The sequence below is a fragment of the Arthrobacter sp. JDC6 genome (assembly GCF_056484025.1).
The window spans coordinates 1,030,582-1,050,720 of sequence record NZ_CM151278.1 but is presented as its reverse complement, the minus strand read 5'-3'; the positions used below and the strand labels follow the sequence as shown (position 1 = coordinate 1,050,720).

Here is a 20,139-nt window from a genome sequence, read left to right as displayed (position 1 = left end):
CAGTGGCGTGGCCGGCAACCCACTCGGTACACCGATACCCACCAGCGCCGCCAACCGGGAGCTGACCGGCGTATCCGCCGGCGACACCGTGGAGGTGGACATCGAAGTGGACACCCAGCCGCGGACCGTTGACGTTCCCGAAGACCTCGCGAGCGCCCTGGAATCCGAACCGGAAGCAAAGGCCTTTTACGAGACGCTGAACTACAGCAGCCAGCGGCGCTACGTGGAGCCAATCAACGACGCGAAGACGGCAGAAACCCGATCACGGCGGGTGGCAAAGACGCTGGAGGACCTCAAGGCGGGCAAGAAATAGCAGGCACTGCGGTTCACTCCCCTGCAGGTGCCGGCCTGTCCAGGTCGGGCGTCCGGCGGCGGCTGTACAAGCCCGCCACAACGTAGGCGGCAACGAGCACCATCAGGCTGGCCAGCCATCCTGCCGTCAGTACAAGTTGCGTTCTCTTGTCGGCGTTTTCAAAAGGGGTAAGGGATTGCCCTGCAACAACCACTTTGCCGGCGGCCTGCCGGGCGACGACGGCCATCCGCAGGCCAGGTTCCGGCTGCCAGGTGACAACATCAGTTCCAGCGGACCGTGTGGTGTCCAGGACGCCGACCGGCAGGTTCGGCACTTCCCCATGCAGAGTCACCGTTGTGAACACTGCCTTGTTGTCCTCCCCGTAGATGATCATGAACGGCCCGCTGTCACTCGTTAGTTCGAGGCGCGGCCCCGTCGCGGGATCTGATCCGATCTGCTGGACCTGTGCTGCCACCGCAGCCGCCGGCGCTGTATTGACTGCCTGGCGGCCACTTTGCTGCAGCGTCAGATACACGGCCGCGAAAACGAGCGTGATGATGACAGCGGCCGCCAGCCAGCCTGCAATTCTCTGCATGCGACAATCATGCGCCCCGCTGCGGGCTGGTGCATCTGCACCGGCAGCCGCTGCCTATTTCTGCTCGGGTATCCAGAACGGGGCATTCACCCCCGCTCCTGTGAGGTTGTCGCAGCGGACCAGCTGGGTGCCGATGCGCTCCAGCGGGCAATCCACGTAGGTGTTAAGGACTTCCTCGTCATAGCCCGGGGTGGCCGGGGCTGGCCCTGCGGAGAGGAAGAGTGCCGGAAAAACGGCAGCGATGACCGGGACAGTGCGCTTGTGCAACGGGGGGCTCCTTGGATGCGGCAACGGAGATGGAAGGGCGGCCGGCCCTGAACCAGGGCGGGCGCAACTGGGTCCCCAGCCGATTCCCCAAAATGCGAATCCTGCCAGCTCAGGACTCTCCGGCAGGACCAAAGTACATGAACCGCCCGGGCAGCCATAAGGGTCCCGGGCACCCCTTATGCAGCACGGCCTACCCAATCATGACTCCCGCAATCCCGGGAACGGGCGCGGGGTGGGCCTACGCAACGAAAGGAAAATCCCCTCCTCCTGGAGGCTTATCCCCCAACACCCACCCCTCCGGAACCTTCTCCGGCCCTTAGTTGTTCGCGTGGATATGCGGACTCCCCTCCCCCACAAACCCACAATCCGTTGCACTGGCGCAACTGATGCGGGGGTGGGTCATGTCTCGGAATGGCCCACCTTCACCGCTGAGTTACCGTGCCGAGCGCCTACCAGTGACGAGGCTGCGACCGGCATCCCGCTACCGGCGCAGTTGCCCGTGCTGCAAGGGCGCCCGTCAGGATGTTTTCTTCCTGGTTGCTTCTGCCTCTGCCCCGCCGGAGAGGGCACCCTGCAGCCGGGCACCGGACAGCGGCCTGTCACCGCTTCGCCGCAATGTCAGCATCACCAGGCCTGCAGCCAGGAGGCAACATGCCAGGAAGATGGACGTGGCCAGGAAACTGCCGTGCGTCACATCCTGCAGGAAACCACCAACGTAGGGTCCAACGAATCCGCCGAGGTTTCCTACCGCATTGATCAGTCCCATAGCGGTGCCGGCGACGGCCACCGGCATGGCCCGGGACGCTGAAGCCCAGAATGGACCGTCGTAGGCCAAGGCCCCGGCGACGGCGATGCTAATGAGGGTAACCGCAAGGAACGGCATATTGTCTCCGGTTGCTACCGAGACCACCAGCGCAACAGCACCGACTGCCATCGACAGCAGCACGTGAGTGGAGTAGCGGCCGGAACGGTCGGCCGCTTTGGCGTTGTACCAGAGGCCTACCATCGCCAGCACGTACGGAACTGCGGTGATGAGCCCCACCTCCATAGACGATCCGGAGGTAATTGTCTTGATCACGTGCGGCAGCCAGATGTTGATGCCATAGAAGCCAATCTGGATGAGGAAGTACACCAAGGTCAGTCGCCACACAACCGTGTTGGACATAACGTGGCGCAGGCCCAGTTTCTCCTGCTGAGGATGTTCCCTTGCATCCGCAGCGAGCCCATTCTCGATGTACTCACGCTCCTGGACCGAGCACCATGCCGCCTCGCGCGGATGGTCAGCGATCAGGGCCCACCACAGGGGTGCGGCGATGACGAAGGGGAAGATGCCCTCGATGATGAACAGCCACCGCCAGTCCGAGAAGGAGAGAATCCAGCCGGAGAGGGGGGCCGTAATGATGGAGGCGATGGCGATGTTCATCATCCAGAATGCGTAGGCCCGTGCCCGCTCAGCGGCCGGGAACCAGTGGCTGATCAGGACAAGGATCGCAGGCCAGATTCCGGCCTCGGCGACACCCAGGAAAAAGCGCACCACCAGCAGTTGCGTGAAATTTTGGATGAATCCGGAAAGAACGGCCAGTACGCCCCAGATGAGCACCATGATTCCGACGAACTTCTTCGCGCTCCAGTGCTCGGCGAGGTGGCCGCCTGGAATTTGCAGGACGAGATAGCCGATGAAGAAGATGCCTGCAGCCAGGCCCTGCTGGGCGGCGTCGATGCCCAGGTCCTGATGGAGTCCGTTCAGGGCGAACCCGATATTGGTCCTGTCCATAAACGAAATGATGTAGACGACAATGGCGACGGGAATCAACCGCTTCCACCGGGCATTGCCCTCTGCCGTTGCTGATTTGACGTTCTGTGCCATTGGAAATGCTCCTTCGCGATATGGCTGGTCAGACCGCCCCCCCAGTAAAGCTACTGCTCTCCCGCGGACCTCGTCGGGGTTCGCTTTCCGCCAAGCGGCGGAACGAGCGGGACTTGTTCGGATAGAGCGGACCTGACGTTGCAGGCTTTTACGCCTTGAGTTGGCGATCCTTACCCGAGCAGCATTTTCTTATTTTTACGCAACTATTGCGTTAACGCAATAAGTCATTTAGCCAGGTCGCCAAGGGTGACGTGCAGGTTCTGGGATGCTGAGCCGCGCTGCACGATGACGTCCACCTGCTGCCCGGGGTCCTGTTTCCTGAGGGCCACCAGCAGGTCCGTCACGTTTCCAATGTCTGCCTGGGCGAACTTGGTGATGATGTCTCCTGCCTTCATGCCGGCTTGTTCCGCTGGGCTTCCTTGCGAAACGCTCACGATCAGCGCCCCCGCCGTCGTGGGCAGGGAGAACCGTTGGGCGAGTTGCGGCGTGATGTCGGTGGGGACCACACCGAGGGCGGCGTGTTTGACCGATCCGCTGGCCAACAGCTGGTCTGCAACGTCGGTGACAGTGGAGGATGGCGTAACGAACCCGATGGCTACGGCTCCGGTGCTGGGTGGAAGGTAAGCCTCGGAAAGACCGATTACCTGTCCGCCGGCATTCGCCACCGCACCGCCGGAATTACCGGGGGAAATCGGCGCATCGGTCTGCAGCAGGTCGATGGCGCCGTGGGGTGATTCCTTCGACGGCGGCATGTTCCGGTGCAGGCTCGAGACAATTCCGGCAGTGACGGTTTCCTCCAACCCCAGCGGGCTTCCGATGACAACGGTCATCGAACCCACCTCCGGATCTGTTGCAGCAAATTTTGCGGCCGGAAGGCCGGTGCGGTCGACCTTGAGGACAGCAAGGTCCGTGACGTCGTCAACGCCAACTATTGTGCCTTGGGACTGAGAGCCATCAGCGAACTGGACCTCAACGTTCTTAAAGGGCTGTTTTTGCTGGTCCTCCACGACATGGGCGTCTGTGACAATGGATCCATTGCCGTCGTAGATGACACCGCTGCCAAGGCCGACAGCAGTCCTGATGGTGACCACGGATGGTTCGACCTCCCTGACCACGCCGGGAACCGCGGCCAGGCCGCCGCCGCCCGACAGGCTTGCCTTGGATGCGTCCGGTGATGCAGTGGAGGAACCGGGCCCCGGTGCCGGGTTTCCCGTACAGCCCGTCAGCGTCAGCGCCGCTGCGGTCATTCCAGCCGCCGCGTAGAGTCTTAACCTCATTGGATACCTCCTCTTTGAGAGATCGCCCGGGAAGGGCGGTCGCCTGTCTTGCCCAGCAGGGCTGCTGCCAGCGTCAAGGGCTGGGCGAAGGAACATAAGGCTGGTACTGGTCAAAAGTCCCGTCCTGAATGGGGACGTTGATTCTGGTTTCCTGCCCCTTCACGCTTACTGTCAGGTCAGTGCGCGCCCCGGGAGCCTCCGCGGCACTGTTGAGAATGAGGGGCGTCTGGTCAAACTCCTTGTTCCCGCTTGCCGGGATCCTGACCTGGACTTGCTCGTCGGAGTCGGCCAGGACCATCTCAATATCAGCAGCCGTGGTGTTGATGATCGTTCCCAACACGCGTGCGGGTTCATTTTGCCCTGATGTCACAAGCAGAACGCTTCGCAACTCCAGCCCGGCAAAGTTCAAGTCGGAACCGAGCGCAATGGGATCGCGGTCCCCTTCGGAAGGGTTGTAGCAGCCGGTAGCCAGAAGGGCCGAGATCACCAGGACGGGCAGGAGGCGGAAAAACCGTATGGTGCCGTGGGCGGGTTTCATGGATGTTCCTTTCCCTGGCGTTGAGATGCTGCCGGCTGGTCAAAACAGAAGCCTGCATGAGATCTGCAGGTGACAATGCGGCGGAGATGGCGCAGGTCGCCTGGCAGCCCAGTACAGCTTTTCCCCTGCCCCACCGTGGTTAGCTTTAGGGCTTCATCCGTGGGCTTCCCCGGTATATCCCCTCCCTCAGTGTGGCGCAGCACTTGCGCCAACGCAATCACTATCCACTTAGCAAGTTCCACTTTTCTGAATTGTTGCCCTCCTGTTACCGGATTCAGCCCTGTCGATGCAGATTCGGGACATAGCATTGTTTGCACATTGGCAATCATTCCGAGACAAGCGGCACTAGACCCAGGAGGGGTTGCTTCCAGGCGCCCCTGTCCATGCGACGCCTTGATCGAAGTGCAGTGACGACACGACAAGGAATTCTCCTGCATGCTCCTTAGAGACAAACTGTGGCGAAAGGCTGCCGCCTTCATGGCTGCCTGCGTCATCGGCGGCTTCCTGGTCACCGGGCTCCTGGTCCCCGCGGCGGCGTTGGGCTCATCCCTGGCCGCTACATCCACCAAGCTTTTCGAGCAGCTGCCCTCAGTGCTGGATCTGAACCCCCCGGCCCGGAACTCGGAGGTGCTGGCTAAAGATGGGTCGGTCATCGCCACGTTCTATTCGCAGAATCGCGTGCCGGTGGAACTGGAGCAGGTATCACCGTTTATGCGCGACGGGATCGTGGCCATCGAGGACTCCCGTTTCTATGAGCACGGCGGCATCGATCCAGCGGGCATTCTCCGGGCCCTCTACGTGGACACCTTGGGCGGCCGGCAGGGCGCATCGACCATCACCCAGCAGTACGTCAAGAACGTGCTCATCCAGGCGCTGATCTCCAGCGGCAGGGCGGACGAGGTCAAGTCCAGCGCGGCCAGGACCATCGGCGACAAACTTCGGGAGATGAAACTCGCCGTCAGCCTCGAGGACAAGTACTCCAAGGACCAGATCCTTCAGGGCTACCTGAACCTGGTGTATTTCGGCAACGGAGCCTACGGCATCCAGTCGGCAGCCAAAGAGTATTTCGGCGTCCCCGCAAGCGACCTCAGCCTTACCCAAGCCGCCGCCCTGGCAGGAGTGGTCAACAGGCCCCTGTACTACGATCCGATCACCGAACCAGGCCATGTGGTGGCCCGGCGCAATGAAGTTCTGGACCAAATGCTCCAACAGGGTTACATCTCCACGGTCCAGCACGACAAGGCTACCGCCGCGCCCCTCGCCTTGAACGTCCAGCCAACCGTCCAAGGATGCGCCGCGGCGACTTCTCCATACTTCTGCGACTACGTCCAACGTTTGATCCTCAACGACCCCGCCTTCGGGGCCGACGAGACGGCCCGGCGCAGACTTTTGTACCAGGGTGGGCTGTCCATCCACACCACTCTGGACCCGGACCTGCAAAAAGTGGCCCAGGGACAGGTCAATGCCTCGCTTCCCCCGGCGGATCCCCTGCAGCGCGGGGCCGCCCTTGTCAGCGTCCAGCCCCGGACGGGCAAGATCCTCGCCATGGCCCAAAACACCATATACAACCCGGCGCCTGGGCCCGGACACTACACGGGCAACTTCGCCCTCCCAGAAACGGACAGCCGCGGTAAGCCGCTCCATGGTGCCGGCGGCTTCCAGATCGGTTCCACGATGAAACCATTCGTCTTTGCTGAATGGCTCAATTCCGGCCGGTCCATGGCTGTCCGGCTGGACGGCTCGGTCCGCACCTACAAGGCCGGCTTCCCATGGAAAAACAGCTGCGGCACGACGGCCGGGTCCTACGATCCCGCCCTCGGCCAGACACCCCTGCCCAACGACGACCCCTACCACTACTATCGGATGAGTGTCCTGGAAGGCCTGTACCACTCCATCAACACCATCACGTTCCAGTCAGCAACGCAGCTGGATTTCTGCAACATCCAGAAGATGGCCACAGCGGCGGGCATCAAGGACGGCCACACCAACAAGCCCTACGACCTCTCCAGTATCGCCAACCTGATCGGCACCCAGGATGTCGCGCCGCTGGACATGGCTACCGCTTACGCAACTTTCGCGGCCGGAGGAATCCGCTGCAGACCCGTCGCCTTGGAGACGGTCACCGGACCCGGCGGACACCACTACCCGGTGCCAGCCGCGGACTGCACCCAGACCATCGACCCGGACGTCGCTGCCGGCGTCACGTACGCCCTGAAGCCAGTACTGACCAAAGGATCGGGCTACAACATTCCCGTGAACAAGGAACAGGACATCTTCGCCAAAACCGGCACCACCGACGGACACACCCAGACATGGACCGTTGGCGCCACCACAGGCATCGCCACCGCCTCATGGTTCGGAAGCTACAAAGGATTCGGGCCGGAATGGGCAAATGAGCACATCACCATCAACGGAAAGTACTACGCCGGTCTGGACGGAGCAAACATCGCCGGCACCCAGTGGGCCCACCTCATGAACGCCGCGGCCCCAAAATACCCAGGCGGCCCTTTTCCCTCGCCACCACCATCAATGCTCCGCTGACGGGGGCGGGCCAGCCCCGTATTCCATTGCGCAATTACAATTATTGCGCTATCGTTCATTGATACTCGGTGAAGCAACGGTGGCTTTTTCACGAGCTTCACTTCCCAAACCGCGAAAGTTCCCCAACGACGAGGAACCAGTCCAGCAGGAGGAATGGGTGCCGCCGTGGCAAGCGATTACGACGATGTCCGCCCTGATGTAAAAGAGTCGCAGTCTCAATCCTTGGCTTTTCGCTTAGGCGACGGATTCATTGTTCCCCCAGGCCGGTTCCTCGTCCTGAGCGCAGTGTCACTTGCGCTGGCCCTGGCCGGCGCCGCTTCCTTCTTGCTGACGCTGGGGGAAGTGCTTCACGGCAATGGCGTCACAGCGGCTGACGGGCCCATGACCGAGTGGTTCGTGAATCACCGGACCACTGCTGCCACCATGGTTCTGGCGGGACTCGCCATTGTGTTCGGCCCGGTCGCCCTTCCGCTGATAACACTGCTCGCCACCACGGCCTGGGCCCTTTTTACCCGCCGCCTTTGGCGCCCCTTGCTGCTCGCCGGGTCGATGCTCACGGGGGTCATCATTACGGAGGTCATCGCCCACGCCGTGGGACGTTCCCGTCCCCCAGCGGCACTGATGATGCTGGGCGCCGATGCCACTTCATCGTTTCCTTCCGGGCACGTCGTCGGTGCCTCAAACTTTCTGCTGATCGGCGCATACCTGCTCTATTCCCGCTCCTCCCGCACGGTTTCCGTAATCGTTGCCTTCAGCGCTGCAGCCGGAGGCCTGACACTGGAAGCAGCAAGCCGCGTTTACCTCGGCTATCACTGGTTTACAGATACGCTCGCGTCCGCCTCCATCTCCGTGGTTCTCCTCGCGGTCGTGATCATGCTGGATATCAACCGCGGCTGCCATGCGGCAGAACAATGAGTGCGAAAGCCGACTGGCTGCCCGGCTGCTGAGCGGGCTCGATGGACGTTAGCGCTTGCTTCCCCCACACTGTTGCGTCATCGCAAATAAAGCGAGACACTGGCCAGGACAACCACGGCTAAAGGGAGACATCATGCGTGCGCTGACAGTGACCCCGGGAGTCAAGGACTCCCTCCACCTGCGCGACATTCCGGAACCGGCAGCGGGTGAAGGACAAGTGCTGGTGGATGCCCTGGCGGTTGGCCTCTGCGGCACCGACGCCGAGATCATCGCGGCAGATTACGGCAAGGCTCCGCCGGGCCAGGACTACCTGGTGCTGGGCCATGAAAACCTGGGCCGGGTGCGGGAAGCTCCGCGGGATTCCGGCCTCGCCGAGGGAGACCTGGTGGTGGGCATTGTCCGCAGGCCCGATCCCGAACCCTGCAAAGCCTGCGCCGCCGGCGAGTGGGACATGTGCCTGAACGGCAAGTACACCGAGCACGGCATCAAAGGCCTGGACGGATTCGCGCGCCAGCAATGGCGCGCCGACCCGCAGTCCATAGTGAAACTGCAGGCGGGGCTGGAAGACGTGGGTGTGCTGCTGGAGCCCACCACCATCGTGGCCAAGGCCTGGGAACAGATCACCAGGATCGGGCAGCGGGCTTTCTTCGACCCTCATATCGCCGTGGTGACCGGAGCCGGACCCGTTGGCTTGCTCGCCGCACTTCTGGGCGTCCAGCAGGGCCTGGAAGTCCACGTCTTCGACATCGTCAAGGACGGGCCCAAGCCGGAGCTGGTCCGGGACCTCGGAGCCATCTACCACAGCGAATCACTGCCGGACTCCGGCCTGAAACCGAACGTCCTGGTTGAGTGCACGGGCGTCACCCCCGTGGTCCTGGACGCACTGCGCTGCCGCGCCCAGGACGCCATCACCTGCCTGACCGGCGTCTCGGGAACCGGGAACCAAACGGAAGTGGATGTCGGCGCCCTCAACCGCGAGGAAGTGCTGATGAACGGCGTGGTCTTCGGCAGCGTCAACGCCAACCGGCGCCACTACGATGCCGGCGCCAAGGCCCTGTCCTCTGCCAACCCCGACTGGCTGCGCCGCCTCATCAGCCGCCGGGTACCCCTCGAAAACTACGCTGAGGCCTTCCATCACAGGCCTGACGACGTCAAGGTTGTGCTGGACCTGCAAAAGTCCCGCGGCGGCAGAGGCGACCAGCGATGATTCCCCGCCGGGAACCAACAGAAGCCACCATCGACCACCGGCACCCGTCCGGGCTCCAGTACGAAATCCGGTACGGCGGGCAAACCGCGCACCTCACGGAGGTTGGCGGGGCATTGCGGGACTACCTGCTGGACGGCCGCACCTTGCTGGACGGGTATGGACCGGATGAGATGTGCACGGGCGCACGCGGTCAGTCGCTCATCCCCTGGCCGAACCGGATCAAGGCCGGCAGCTATGAGTGGGAAGGCCGTCGGCTCCAGCTTGACCTGAGCGAGCCGGACAAAGGCGGGGCCATCCACGGACTGACCCGCTGGCGGAACTGGAATGCCCCGGTTGTGGAGCAGACCGACGACTCCATCTCCTTCGCCTACACCCTGCACGCCTGCCACGGCTGGCCCTGGGTCCTCGACTGCCGGCTGGACTATCAACTCGGTCCGGACGGATTGACGGTGCGGAGCACGGCGGTGAACCGGAGCGACTCACCGTGCCCCTACGGGACTGGGGCGCATCCTTACCTCAGCACAGGAACGGTGCGCGCGGGCGCTATCGACACCGCCTTGGTCCAGGTGCCGGGGCGGACGTACCTGCCCGTGGATGAACGCGGCATCCCCACCGGGCACGAGCGTGTGGACGGCACAAAGTACGACCTGCGGGAACTCCAGCAACTTGGTGGCCGGCACATCGACGTGGCCTACACCGACCTTCTCCGCGGCGGGGATGGGCGCGCCCGCGTAAGGCTGCTGCGCCCGGACCGCTCCGGAGGAGTTGAGCTGTGGGTGGACGACACATACCCCTACCTGGAGATCTTCACCGGGGACACCCTCCCCCAACGGGACCGCCGCCGGACCGGGCTGGGCGTGGAGCCCATGACGTGCGCCCCTGACGCCTTCAACTCCGGCGAAGGCCTGATCACCCTGGACCCCGGGCAATCCCACACCGGACAGTGGGGCATCAAGCCAGCCTGAAGGATTCCCTCCGCCGATCCGGTTCCAGCAGAGAAGACATCCCACTTTTGCCAACTATTGCGCAAACGCAAATATTGGGTTTCAATGAAAACATGGCTTGCCGCACCAGGATCCGGTCACGTCACGTACCGGCTCCCAACGTAAAGCGACCGTCGGAGGTACCCTGGCCGCCGGCGGCGGCTGCGAAGGCCTCCAGCGCTGCGGCCAGCGCAGGACGCCGGCCCGCAGGCATCCTGGAAATCACCTCTGCGATGGCCTGCCGCCGGTGCTCCAACACGGAGTTGACCAGTTCCTTGCCCTTGCTGGTCAACTCCAACCGGATGTATCGGCGGTCCGCGGGGTCTTCACGGCGCTGCAGCAGGTCAGCCGCTACCAGCCGGTCGCAGATGCGGGTGGCATTGGATGCGTGCACGCCAAGCTCTGCGGCGACGCCGCCGAGGTTTTGTGGTCCGCGGGTATGGATAAGGACCAGCACCCGCAGCTGTGGCGTATTGACGATGTCCTCAACCTCAGCAACAGAGCGGGCCACCACGCGCAGAAGAGTGTCGGCGGCGCCCATCACCGCTTCGACTTCCCGACTTGAAGGTTCAGGGATCAACGCAGATCCGGCAGATGTATCCATGGGCACCAGTTTCCTCTAATGGTTGCTGTCCCGCAAAGTTTGCCAGCTTCCCTCGTCTGTTCGCAGGCGGCCCGAAGGAGAATCATGAAGACGCAACACCCGGCAGATCCGGTCCGCAGCACGGTGAATGGCATCGACCGGCTTGTACGGAATGTGCAGACGGGGAGGTTTGAGCGCTCCCTGTCAGGCCTGACGGCTGCCGGTGCCCTGGTCACGGCGGCGGAAATCTATCTGGAACATGACAAGGCCAGTTTCGGCAACAAGTGGATGTGGGTTCCCGTTGCCTTGGGCCCGCTGGGTGCCGCCGCGGGAGTAGCCGGCGTATTCAGCCGCCGCATGGCAAAGACCGCCCTCCCGCTGGCCAGCGCCGCGATCATTGCCAACGGGCTGCAAGGAACCTGGCTGCACCTGCAGGGCATCCGGCAGAAACCGGGCGGCCTGTCCAACCTGCGCTACAACCTGGAGATGGGTCCGCCGCTGTTCGCGCCGCTGCTGGTCACCCTGGTGGGCGGAATGGGGGTGCTGGCCTCCGTCCTGAGGCGGGAACCATGAGCAGCCTCCCACTGGACATGTCCGACGGCGGCGGCCGCTACCCCGGCTTCAGCGCCCGCGCCCAGGCGGGCCATTGGGACCGGGCGACAGCCGCCGTCGTCGAGTCCCGCCTGGGTATGCCGCCGGACGTCCGTTTCTTCACGCCCGCAGAGGAGGCCGCAGCGCGCGCCCTCTTCGACCAGTTACTGGGCCAGCAGGGCGAGCCCCGGGTGCCGGTGGTGAACATGGTGGACGCCCGCCTGGCAGATGAGCAAACCGACGGCTGGCACTATGACAACATGCCGAGGGACGGCGAAGCGTGGCGGGCAACGCTCGCGGCGCTGGACCGTGAAGCGCACTCCCGTGCCGGCTCCACCTTTGCCGGCCTGGATCCAGAGCAGCAGGCCGGGCTCCTGCAGGACATCTGCAATCTGCACCGGGAACTCTGGCACGGCCTGCCGGCGGACCGGGTGTGGAGCCTCTGGACCCGGTACGCCTGCACCGCCTTCTACTCGCATCCCCTGGCCTGGGACGAAATCGGCTTCGCGGGACCGGCCTACCCGCGCGGCTACAAGAACCTGGGTGTGAACCGCCTGGAGCCGTTCGAGGTGCGCGACATCCGCCCCGATGCTGACCCCACCCACGGGCCAACCCACGACGCAGGCCACGGGGCAGACCGGTGAACAGGGTCCGCGAACGCAATGAGTCCGCGTGGCTGCTCCCTTCCGGACCCGGCAGCAACCTTCGGCTGCGGGAGAACATGCGGCGGTACGCCGAAACCGATGAGGTGGACATGGTCATCGTGGGCTGCGGAGCAGGAGGTTCCACGCTGCTGCAGCGCCTGGCACGGGCCGGGTGGCGGGCGGTGGCGTTGGAGGCGGGTCCGTTCTGGGAACCCGAGCAGGACTGGGTCAGCGATGAAGCCGGATCCCACCACCTGTACTGGACCGAACCACGGGTTATTGCCGGGACTGATCCCGTGCCCTTGGGGTCAAACAACTCGGGCCGGGGGGTGGGCGGCTCCATGGTCCACTTCGCCGGGTACACGCCACGTTTCCACCCCAGCGATTTCCGGACCTTCACTGCTGATGGGGTGGGCGCCGACTGGCCCCTGGAGTACGCGGAACTGCGGCCGTTCTACGAAGACATCGAAGCGGAACTGCCGGTCGCCGGGGAGCGCTGGCCGTGGGGCGACCCGCACGGCTACCCGCACCGGCCGCATCCTGTGTCCGGCAACGGCGAGCTGTTCCTGCGCGGCGGCAACGCCCGCGGCATCACCGCGAAGGTGGGTCCGGTGGCCATCGCCAACGGCAGGTTCGGCAACCGGCCGCACTGCATCTACCGGGGATTCTGCCTCCAGGGCTGCAAGGTCAACGCCAAGGCATCCCCGCTGATCACGCATGTCCCGGACGCGCTGGCCCACGGCGCCGAAATCCGCCCCGACTCGATGGCCACCCGGATCGGCTTTGACGAACGCAGCGGGCTGGCAACTGGCGTCGAATATGTCCAGGGCGGCGTCACGAAGTTCCAGCGGGCCCGCCTGGTGGCCGTGGCCGGCTACTCGATAGAAACCCCGCGGCTGCTGCTGAACTCCGCCACGCCGCGCTTCCCGGACGGGATGTGCAACGACTTCGACCAGGTGGGACGGTACCTGATGGTCCAGGGCGCGCCCCAAACCGCCGGGCGGTTCCAGGCCGAGGTGCGGATGTGGAAGGCTCCTCCCCCCGAAGTCAGCACGGAGGACTTCTACGAAACGGACCCGGCAAAGCCATACAAGCGGGGATTCTCCATCCAGTGCGTGTCCCCGTTGCCCATTACCTGGGCCGAGCATGTTGCCGCGCAAGGGCACTGGGGCCCGGCGCTGCGCCGCTACATGAGCGACTACCCGCACTGGGCCTGCCTGGGCGCCCTGTGCGAATTCCTCCCCCTGAAGGAGAACCGGGTAACGCTGGCTGACGAGACGGACCGGCACGGCATTCCCGTGGCGCGCTTCAGCTACGGCCAGTGCGACAACGACCGGCAGCTGATGTCCGCAGCACAGCAGGTCATGGAAGAAATCCTGACCGCTGCAGGGGCAGAGGAAGTCATCACCATCAACCGCTATGCCCACTTGGTGGGCGGGGCCCGGATGGCAGCCACCCAGGACGCCGGTGTGGTGGACCGGAACTGCCGCAGTTTCGCGGTACGCAACCTCCTGGTCACGGACGGCAGCGTGCTGCCCACCCAGGGCAGCGCCAACCCCGCCCTGACCATCATGGCGCTGGCGGCCCGCGCCGCCCGTGTCCTGGTCCAAGGCGCCCGCCGCGGCGCCACGATGAGCGCAAAGGAAGACTGATCATGGCAACCACAGTGGCCGACTGCCTGCTCGCACGCCTCGGTGAGTGGGGTGTGGACAAGGTCTTCGGTTTCCCCGGAGACGGTATCAACGGCATCCTGGCCGCCTTTGGCAAGGCCGGCAACCAGCCGAAATTCATCCAGGCACGGCACGAGGAGATGGCCGCGTTCGAGGCCGTGGGCTACGCCAAGTTCGGCGGCCGCGTGGCCGTGTGCATGGCCACCTCCGGGCCCGGAGCCATCCATCTGCTCAACGGCCTCTACGACGCCAAGCTGGACCACGTTCCGGTGGTGGCCATCGTGGGACAGACGGCACGCAGCGCCATGGGCGGCTCCTACCAGCAGGAGGTTGACCTGCTGACTCTCTTCAAGGACGTGGCTTCCGACTACGTCCAGATGGTGACCGTCCCCCAGCAGCTGCCCAACGTCATCGACCGCGCCATCCGGATCGCGGAGGCCCAACAGGCACCCACCGCTGTGATCATCCCGGCCGATGTGCAGGAACTCGAGTATGCCGCCCCCACCCACGACTTCAAGATGGTCCCTTCCAGCGTCGGTGTCCGCTGGCCCGACATCCAGCCTGACACCGACTCGATCCGCGGTGCCGCGCAACTCCTGAATGAAGGCTCCAAGGTGGCCATCCTGATCGGACAAGGGGCGCGGGGCGCGGCCGCGGAGGTCCGGGAAGTGGCTGAACTGCTGGGAGCAGGGGTGGCCAAGGCGCTGCTGGGCAAGGACGCCCTGCCCGATGACCTTCGCTACGTCACCGGCTCCATCGGGTTGCTGGGCACCCGCCCCAGTTACGAGATGATGCGGGACTGCGACACCCTGCTCACGGTGGGATCCAGTTTCCCGTACACGCAGTTCCTGCCTGAACCGGGCCAGGCGCGTGGCGTGCAGATCGACGTCGACCCCAAGATGATCGGGCTGCGCTACACCAACGAATTCAACATCGTCTCCGACGCCGCTGCCGCCCTGCGCGCCCTGATTCCGCACCTGGCCCGCAAGCAGGAGCGGTCCTGGCGGGAAAACCTGGAATCGAACATCAGCCGCTGGTGGGAAACCATGCACGACGAAGCCATGGTCAGCGCCAACCCGGTCAACCCCATGCGGCTGTTCGCCGAACTCTCCACCCGGTTGCCGGCGGACGCGATGCTCAGCGCCGATTCCGGCTCCTCAGCCAACTGGTACGCGCGGCAGCTGAAGTTCCGGGAAGGCGTCCGGGGCTCGCTGTCCGGTAACCTGGCCACCATGGGCCCCGGTGTGCCCTACGCCATCGGCGCCAAGTTCGCCTTTCCGGCCCGGCCCGCCATCGCCTTCGCCGGGGACGGCGCCATGCAGATGAACGGGCTGGCGGAGCTCATCACGGTGAAACACTACTGGCGCGAATGGAATGATCCCCGGCTGGTGGTGGCCGTCCTGCACAACAATGACCTGAACCAGGTCACCTGGGAAATGAGGGCCATGGGCGGGGTGCCGGCCTTCCGCGAGTCCCAGGCCCTGCCCGACGTCGACTACGCGGGTTTTGCGGAGAGCCTGGGGTTGCAGGGCATCCACGTTGAGGACCCCGACGACGTGGGGCCGGCCTGGGAGAAGGCCCTCGCCGCGGACCGGCCCACCCTCCTGGACGTCCGCACCGACCCCGATATTCCGCCGATCCCGCCGCACGCCACCTTTGAACAGGCGCGGAAGACTGCGGAGGCCATGGTCAAGGGCGACGACAGCGCCTGGGGCGTGGTGAAGGAAGGGGTCAAGACCAAGATCCAGGAATTCCTGCCGCACAAGGAGGGCTGAACCGTGTCCGCCGCCGCCACCCCGGTCACCGCCATCCGGGCAAGCGCCTTCACGGTTCCAACCGACGCACCCGAAGCGGACGGCACCTACAGCTGGGACTCCACCACCCTGGTCCTGGTGGAAGCGGACGGCGGCGGGAAGACCGGGTTGGGCTGGACCTACGCCCCGGTGCCGGCGGCGGCCCTGGTGGAAGGCCTGCTGGCCCCGGCCGTCCAGGGCATTGACGTTTTGGACGTGCCGGCCGCGGCAGCTGCGATGGCGCGGACGGTGCGCAACCCTGGCCGGACCGGCCTGGCATCCTATGCCGTGTCCGCCGTCGACTGTGCCCTGTGGGACCTGAAGGCCCGGCTGCTGGAGGTGCCGCTGCATAAACTCCTGGGCGCTGTCCGGGATTCCGTGGCCGTGTACGGCAGCGGCGGGTTCACCACCTACTCCGACGACCAGCTGCGGGACCAGCTCCAGGGCTGGGCCCAGGGCCAGCACATCCCCCGGGTGAAGATCAAGATCGGCCAGGACGGCGGGACGCACGTCGCGCGGGACCTGGAGCGCATCCGCCAGGCGCGTGCCGCCATCGGGCCCGGCACGGAACTGTTCGTGGACGCCAACGGTGGCTACAGCGCCAAGCAGGCAATCCGGGTGATGCGGGACGCAGCAGATGAGCACGTCACCTGGTTCGAAGAACCCGTCTCCAGCGACGACCTCGCCGGACTGCGGGCGGTGCGCGCCGCCGTCGACGCCGACGTGGCCGCCGGGGAGTACGGAACGGGACTGGTGTACTTCCGGCGCATGTGCAGCGCGGACGCCGTCGACTGCCTCCAGGCCGATGTCAGCAGGTGCGGCGGGATCAGCGAATGGCTGCGCGTGGCCGCCGTCGCTGCCGCCCACGGACTGGAAATCTCAGGCCACTGCGCACCCCACCTCAGTGCCGCCGTCGCCGCAGCCACCCCCAATTTCCGGCACCTGGAATGGTTCCACGACCACGTCCGGATCGAAAACATGCTCTTAGACGGAACGCTTGACCCGGACGGCGGATGGGTATGGCCGTCGGATGTCCCCGGCAACGGGCTGGCCTTCCGCGCTGCCGACGCCCGCCCTTACCGGGTCCAGTGAAAGCAGGTACCCGCCAACCATGACAGGACCGAAAGGAAGCCCATGAGCACCAGCCCAGGCAACGCGAACCCCTCCGGGGCAAAGCCACTTGACCCTGACCCCACAGGCCAGGATCCGAGCGCCGAGGACCCCGGCGGGAGGCAGAAAGCGCTGCTGCAGGCGGTGATCTTCGAGGTCGCACGGGAGACCGAAGGCCGGGGGCTGGCGGATATCCGGGACATGCTGCAGTCAGGTTTCGCGCGCGCCGGCGTGGCGGCACCTACCAATGCATGGCTGGACTCGGTGGCTTCCGCGGCGTTCTATGGAGAGCCGTACATCATCGACCTCCCCGCAGCCCTGGCGGCGGAGGGTGCGGTGCCCGCCCCCAACCAGGAGGTACGGGAGCGGCTGGCCGTACGCCGGGAGCTGCGGAAGGAACAACTGCCGTCGGGGATCTTTCCTCCCGCGTCGGCCTGGGAGTTGGATGAGAGCGACGTCACCGGCAGAAGGCCGGAGCCGGGCCCCGATGCCCGGGCCGTGCTGGAAAGCACCCGTGCGGCGCGGCGGATGCTTGCCGTGGCGGCGTCAGGCGCGGCCGCGGGCCTGGCCTTTGCGGCGGTCCGGGCGGCGAGGAACGCACGGCGCTGGAGAAGCGGACGTTCGACGGCGGGTGGTGCCTAATGCCGGCATGGCTGCAGGCATGGATGTGGGGCACCATCGCCGGCGGGGCGCTGGTGGTGGGATGCGCGCTGGCGTGGAAATGGAAGATCCCGCCAAAGGTGGTGTCCTCTGTGATGTCGTTCGGCGCCGGTGTGCTGATTTCTGCGCTGTCGTTTGAGCTCGTGGAGGAGGCCGTCAACGGCGGCGGACTGTGGCCCACCATCGCCGGGTTCGCCAGCGGCGCCCTGGTGTATGTGGCTGCCAATGCCGTGCTGGCCAGCAAGGGCGCGAAGCATCGGAAGCGGTCGGGCGGCAAGCAGCCCTCCGAAAAGGAAAAGCCGGGCAGCGGGACGGCCATCGCCATCGGCGCGCTGCTGGACGGCATCCCGGAATCGGTGGTCCTGGGGGTGGGGCTGGTGACAGCGGGCGCGGTCAGCCCTGCCATGCTGGCCGCCGTCTTCATCTCCAATGTCCCCGAGGGACTGTCCAGCACAGCCGGGATGAAAAGGGCCGGCCGCGGGCCTGGCTACGTGTTCGGCGTGTGGGGCGGCATCGCCGTCCTCTCCGGGCTTGCCGCGCTGGTCGGGTTCCTGGTCCTGCAGGACGCCCCCGGGGAACTGGTCGCCTTCATCACCGCCGTTGCGGCCGGCGCCATCCTGGCGATGCTCGCCGACACAATGATTCCCGAGGCCTTCGAGGAGCATCACCTGCTTACCGGCCTGATCGCCGCCGCGGGATTCCTGGCGGCATTCACCGTGGACCAGGTGGGCGGATAGCTTCCCGGCTTCCCAACTGGCGGGAAGCCGCACCATGTCGGATACGAAACCCGGAGGAACAGATGGCAAGGATCGAAGACTATGCGATCATCGGTGACCTGCACACGGCTGCATTGGTGGGCCGCAGCGGGTCCATCGACTGGATGTGCATGCCAAACTTCGATTCACCGGCATGCTTCGCGGCCCTGCTGGACTCGCCGGAGGCGGGGCGGTGGCGGCTGGCCCCGGCCGGAGCCGGTGACTGCACCCGGCGGCGCTACCGGCCCGGCACGCTGATCCTGGAGACGGAATGGGACACGGCGGACGGAAGCGTCAGGGTAACGGACTTGATGCCGGTCCGCGATGGTTCCGCTGACGTGGTGCGCATGGTGGAGGGCCTGAAGGGGAGCGTTGCCATGCAGGGCGAACTGTCCCTGCGCTTCGATTACGGCCGGATCGTTCCGTGGGTCCGGCGGACCAGCCACGGCATCAGCGCCATCGCGGGCCCTGACGCCGCCTACCTCAGCACCCCCGCGCCGCTGGAGGGCAAGGACATGCGGACCGTCAGTGAATTCACCGTCAACGCCGGTGACCGCATCCCGTTCGTCCTGCGCTGGGCACACAGTTACAAGCCCGTCCCGGACCAAACCGAGCCGGAGAAGGCGCTGGCCTCCACGCAGGAGTATTGGGAGCAATGGACCGGCCGGAACTCCATGGCCGGCGACTACAAAGACGCGGTGGAACGGTCCCTGATCACCCTCAAGGCACTTACCTTCGCCCCGACCGGAGGCATCGTGGCCGCCGCAACCACCTCATTGCCTGAGAACCCCGGGGGCAGCCGCAACTGGGACTACCGCTTCTGCTGGCTGCGGGACGCCACCCTGACGCTGCAGTCCCTGCTGGCCTGCGGCTACAAGGATGAAGCAGCGGCGTGGCGGGAATGGCTGCTGCGTGCGGTGGCCGGCAACCCCGCGGATTTGCAGATTATGTATGGGCTGGACGGGACACGCCGGCTGCCCGAGGCCGAGCTGCCGTGGCTTGGAGGGTTCGAAGGTTCCAAGCCTGTCCGGACCGGCAACGCCGCGGCCCCGCAGCTGCAGCTGGACGTGTGGGGAGAGGTCCTGGACGGCCTGGCCCTCACCCGGGCCGCGGACCCCGGCACCACGGATGATTCCTGGGATATCCAGGTGGCGTTGATGGAGTTCCTGGAGGGCGCGTGGGACCAGCCGGACAACGGGCTCTGGGAGATGCGGGGGCCCCGGCGCCATTTCACCCATTCCAAGGTCATGGCCTGGGTGGCCGCGGACCGGATGGTCAAGGCCGTCCAGGAATCCGGCCTTCCCGGACCCGGGGGGCGCTGGGCCGCACTGCGCAAGCAGATCCACGACGACGTCATGACGCACGGCTTCGACCAAAAACGCAACACCTTCGTCCAGTCCTACGGCAGCAGCGAACTCGATGCCAGCCTGCTGCTGATCCCCCGCGTCGGGTTCCTTCCCCATGACCATCCCCGCGTCGTGGGCACGGTGGACGCGGTCCAGAAGAACCTGACCGAGGACGGGTTCGTCCTGCGGTACCACCCCGAGGCCAGCAATGACGGGCTGCCTGGCACCGAAGGCGTCTTCCTGGCATGCTCCTTCTGGCTCGCCGACGCGCTGCTGGGCATCGGCCGCCGGGACGAGGCCGTGGACCTGTTTGAACGCCTGCTTTCGCTGCGCAACGACGTGGGCCTGCTCAGTGAGGAATGGGACCCCCGCAACAACCGCCAGCTGGGCAATACGCCCCAGGCATTCAGCCATTTCCCGCTCATCCACTGCGCCCTCCAGCTGCAGCACGGCCCGCACCACAGCAATATGCCGCTGAAGGAAAGGCATGCTGGCCTGAAGTAAA

Annotated in this window: 19 protein-coding genes; 13 read left to right on the top strand and 6 right to left on the bottom strand. The window is 65.3% G+C overall.

All coding sequences use genetic code 11. The features are described from left to right. The first annotated feature begins 7 nt into the window (after positions 1-7). Positions 8-313 carry a YdeI/OmpD-associated family protein gene (locus tag ACV095_RS04850; protein ID WP_478223029.1) on the top strand — a complete coding sequence of 102 codons (306 nt, stop codon included), beginning with the start codon at positions 8-10 and terminating at the stop codon, positions 311-313. A 13-nt stretch (positions 314-326) separates the two neighbouring features. Here ACV095_RS04850 and ACV095_RS04845 read toward each other — a convergent pair whose 3' ends face one another. The 5 genes from ACV095_RS04845 to ACV095_RS04825 all read right to left on the bottom strand — a co-directional run bounded on the left by ACV095_RS04845 (position 327) and on the right by ACV095_RS04825 (position 4,836). Further along, positions 327-887 carry a hypothetical protein gene (locus ACV095_RS04845; protein ID WP_478223028.1) on the bottom strand — a complete coding sequence of 187 codons (561 nt, stop codon included), beginning with the start codon at positions 885-887 and terminating at the stop codon, positions 327-329. Between the two features lie 54 nt (positions 888-941). Then, complete coding sequence (locus ACV095_RS04840) at positions 942-1,154, bottom strand: hypothetical protein (RefSeq protein ID WP_478223027.1); 213 nt, start codon at positions 1,152-1,154, stop codon at positions 942-944. A 517-nt stretch (positions 1,155-1,671) separates the two neighbouring features. Further along, a complete protein-coding gene (locus tag ACV095_RS04835) occupies positions 1,672-3,021 on the bottom strand; it encodes an MFS transporter (RefSeq protein WP_478223026.1) in 1,350 nt (449 codons plus the stop codon). A 224-nt stretch (positions 3,022-3,245) separates the two neighbouring features. Continuing rightward, on the bottom strand, positions 3,246-4,298 hold the full coding sequence (locus ACV095_RS04830; RefSeq protein WP_223992434.1) for a S1C family serine protease: 1,053 nt from the start codon (positions 4,296-4,298) through the stop codon (positions 3,246-3,248). A gap of 73 nt (positions 4,299-4,371) precedes the next feature. Next, on the bottom strand, positions 4,372-4,836 hold the full coding sequence (locus tag ACV095_RS04825; RefSeq protein ID WP_018768695.1) for a hypothetical protein: 465 nt from the start codon (positions 4,834-4,836) through the stop codon (positions 4,372-4,374). Between the two features lie 435 nt (positions 4,837-5,271). Between ACV095_RS04825 and ACV095_RS04820 the strand changes: the two genes are divergently transcribed. From ACV095_RS04820 to ACV095_RS04805, 4 genes are all read left to right on the top strand, one after another. Continuing rightward, entirely contained in the window at positions 5,272-7,377 is a 2,106-nt protein-coding gene (locus ACV095_RS04820; RefSeq protein ID WP_056392909.1) for a transglycosylase domain-containing protein, read from the top strand. Positions 7,378-7,542: 165 nt separating this feature from the next. Next, positions 7,543-8,292, top strand: a complete 750-nt coding sequence (locus ACV095_RS04815) for a phosphatase PAP2 family protein (RefSeq protein ID WP_478223025.1) — start codon at positions 7,543-7,545, stop codon at positions 8,290-8,292. A gap of 133 nt (positions 8,293-8,425) precedes the next feature. Then, entirely contained in the window at positions 8,426-9,499 is a 1,074-nt protein-coding gene (locus tag ACV095_RS04810; RefSeq protein ID WP_478223024.1) for a glucose 1-dehydrogenase, read from the top strand. Then, a complete protein-coding gene (locus ACV095_RS04805) occupies positions 9,496-10,464 on the top strand; it encodes an aldose 1-epimerase family protein (protein WP_478223023.1) in 969 nt (322 codons plus the stop codon). Before ACV095_RS04810 ends, ACV095_RS04805 begins: the two co-directional genes overlap by 4 nt. A 121-nt stretch (positions 10,465-10,585) precedes the next feature. Here ACV095_RS04805 and ACV095_RS04800 read toward each other — a convergent pair whose 3' ends face one another. Then, the gene (locus ACV095_RS04800) at positions 10,586-11,086 is read right to left on the bottom strand and encodes a MarR family transcriptional regulator (RefSeq protein ID WP_051081332.1); all 501 of its coding nucleotides are present in this window, start codon (positions 11,084-11,086) and stop codon (positions 10,586-10,588) included. A gap of 84 nt (positions 11,087-11,170) precedes the next feature. On the opposite strand from ACV095_RS04800, the gene ACV095_RS04795 reads away from it, so the two are divergent. The 8 genes from ACV095_RS04795 (at position 11,171) to ACV095_RS04760 (ending at position 20,138) form a co-directional block, all read left to right on the top strand. Beyond that, the gene (locus ACV095_RS04795; protein WP_018768701.1) at positions 11,171-11,638 is read left to right on the top strand and encodes a hypothetical protein; all 468 of its coding nucleotides are present in this window, start codon (positions 11,171-11,173) and stop codon (positions 11,636-11,638) included. Next, a complete protein-coding gene (locus ACV095_RS04790; RefSeq protein WP_478223022.1) occupies positions 11,635-12,300 on the top strand; it encodes a gluconate 2-dehydrogenase subunit 3 family protein in 666 nt (221 codons plus the stop codon). Before ACV095_RS04795 ends, ACV095_RS04790 begins: the two co-directional genes overlap by 4 nt. Continuing rightward, a complete protein-coding gene (locus tag ACV095_RS04785; RefSeq protein WP_478223021.1) occupies positions 12,297-13,952 on the top strand; it encodes a GMC family oxidoreductase in 1,656 nt (551 codons plus the stop codon). The genes ACV095_RS04790 and ACV095_RS04785 overlap by 4 nt, the downstream gene beginning before the upstream one ends. 2 nt (positions 13,953-13,954) lie before the next feature. Beyond that, positions 13,955-15,745: a thiamine pyrophosphate-requiring protein gene (locus ACV095_RS04780; protein WP_478223020.1), complete on the top strand. Its 1,791-nt coding sequence runs from the start codon at positions 13,955-13,957 to the stop codon at positions 15,743-15,745. 3 nt (positions 15,746-15,748) lie between these two features. Next, positions 15,749-16,855, top strand: coding sequence for an enolase C-terminal domain-like protein (locus ACV095_RS04775; RefSeq protein WP_478223019.1), 1,107 nt, complete (start codon positions 15,749-15,751; stop codon positions 16,853-16,855). Between the two features lie 42 nt (positions 16,856-16,897). Then, the gene (locus ACV095_RS04770) at positions 16,898-17,515 is read left to right on the top strand and encodes a hypothetical protein (RefSeq protein WP_144600884.1); all 618 of its coding nucleotides are present in this window, start codon (positions 16,898-16,900) and stop codon (positions 17,513-17,515) included. Then, positions 17,515-18,270: a ZIP family metal transporter gene (locus ACV095_RS04765; RefSeq protein ID WP_144600885.1), complete on the top strand. Its 756-nt coding sequence runs from the start codon at positions 17,515-17,517 to the stop codon at positions 18,268-18,270. The genes ACV095_RS04770 and ACV095_RS04765 overlap by 1 nt, the downstream gene beginning before the upstream one ends. A gap of 62 nt (positions 18,271-18,332) precedes the next feature. Beyond that, positions 18,333-20,138, top strand: coding sequence for a glycoside hydrolase family 15 protein (locus ACV095_RS04760; RefSeq protein ID WP_134163999.1), 1,806 nt, complete (start codon positions 18,333-18,335; stop codon positions 20,136-20,138). Position 20,139 lies beyond the last annotated feature (1 nt).

Bases quoted from the DNA above. Each gene is read 5' to 3' on its own strand.
- ACV095_RS04845 (WP_478223028.1), bottom strand. From the start codon at position 887: ATGCAGAGAATTGCAGGCTGGCTGGCGGCCGCTGTCATCATCACGCTC.
- ACV095_RS04835 (WP_478223026.1), bottom strand. From the start codon at position 3,021: ATGGCACAGAACGTCAAATCAGCAACGGCAGAGGGCAATGCCCGGTGG.
- ACV095_RS04830 (WP_223992434.1), bottom strand. From the start codon at position 4,298: ATGAGGTTAAGACTCTACGCGGCGGCTGGAATGACCGCAGCGGCGCTG.
- ACV095_RS04825 (WP_018768695.1), bottom strand. From the start codon at position 4,836: ATGAAACCCGCCCACGGCACCATACGGTTTTTCCGCCTCCTGCCCGTC.
- ACV095_RS04820 (WP_056392909.1), top strand. From the start codon at position 5,272: ATGCTCCTTAGAGACAAACTGTGGCGAAAGGCTGCCGCCTTCATGGCT.
- ACV095_RS04810 (WP_478223024.1), top strand. From the start codon at position 8,426: ATGCGTGCGCTGACAGTGACCCCGGGAGTCAAGGACTCCCTCCACCTG.
- ACV095_RS04805 (WP_478223023.1), top strand. From the start codon at position 9,496: ATGATTCCCCGCCGGGAACCAACAGAAGCCACCATCGACCACCGGCAC.
- ACV095_RS04800 (WP_051081332.1), bottom strand. From the start codon at position 11,086: ATGGATACATCTGCCGGATCTGCGTTGATCCCTGAACCTTCAAGTCGG.
- ACV095_RS04795 (WP_018768701.1), top strand. From the start codon at position 11,171: ATGAAGACGCAACACCCGGCAGATCCGGTCCGCAGCACGGTGAATGGC.
- ACV095_RS04790 (WP_478223022.1), top strand. From the start codon at position 11,635: ATGAGCAGCCTCCCACTGGACATGTCCGACGGCGGCGGCCGCTACCCC.
- ACV095_RS04780 (WP_478223020.1), top strand. From the start codon at position 13,955: ATGGCAACCACAGTGGCCGACTGCCTGCTCGCACGCCTCGGTGAGTGG.
- ACV095_RS04770 (WP_144600884.1), top strand. From the start codon at position 16,898: ATGAGCACCAGCCCAGGCAACGCGAACCCCTCCGGGGCAAAGCCACTT.
- ACV095_RS04765 (WP_144600885.1), top strand. From the start codon at position 17,515: ATGCCGGCATGGCTGCAGGCATGGATGTGGGGCACCATCGCCGGCGGG.
- ACV095_RS04760 (WP_134163999.1), top strand. From the start codon at position 18,333: ATGGCAAGGATCGAAGACTATGCGATCATCGGTGACCTGCACACGGCT.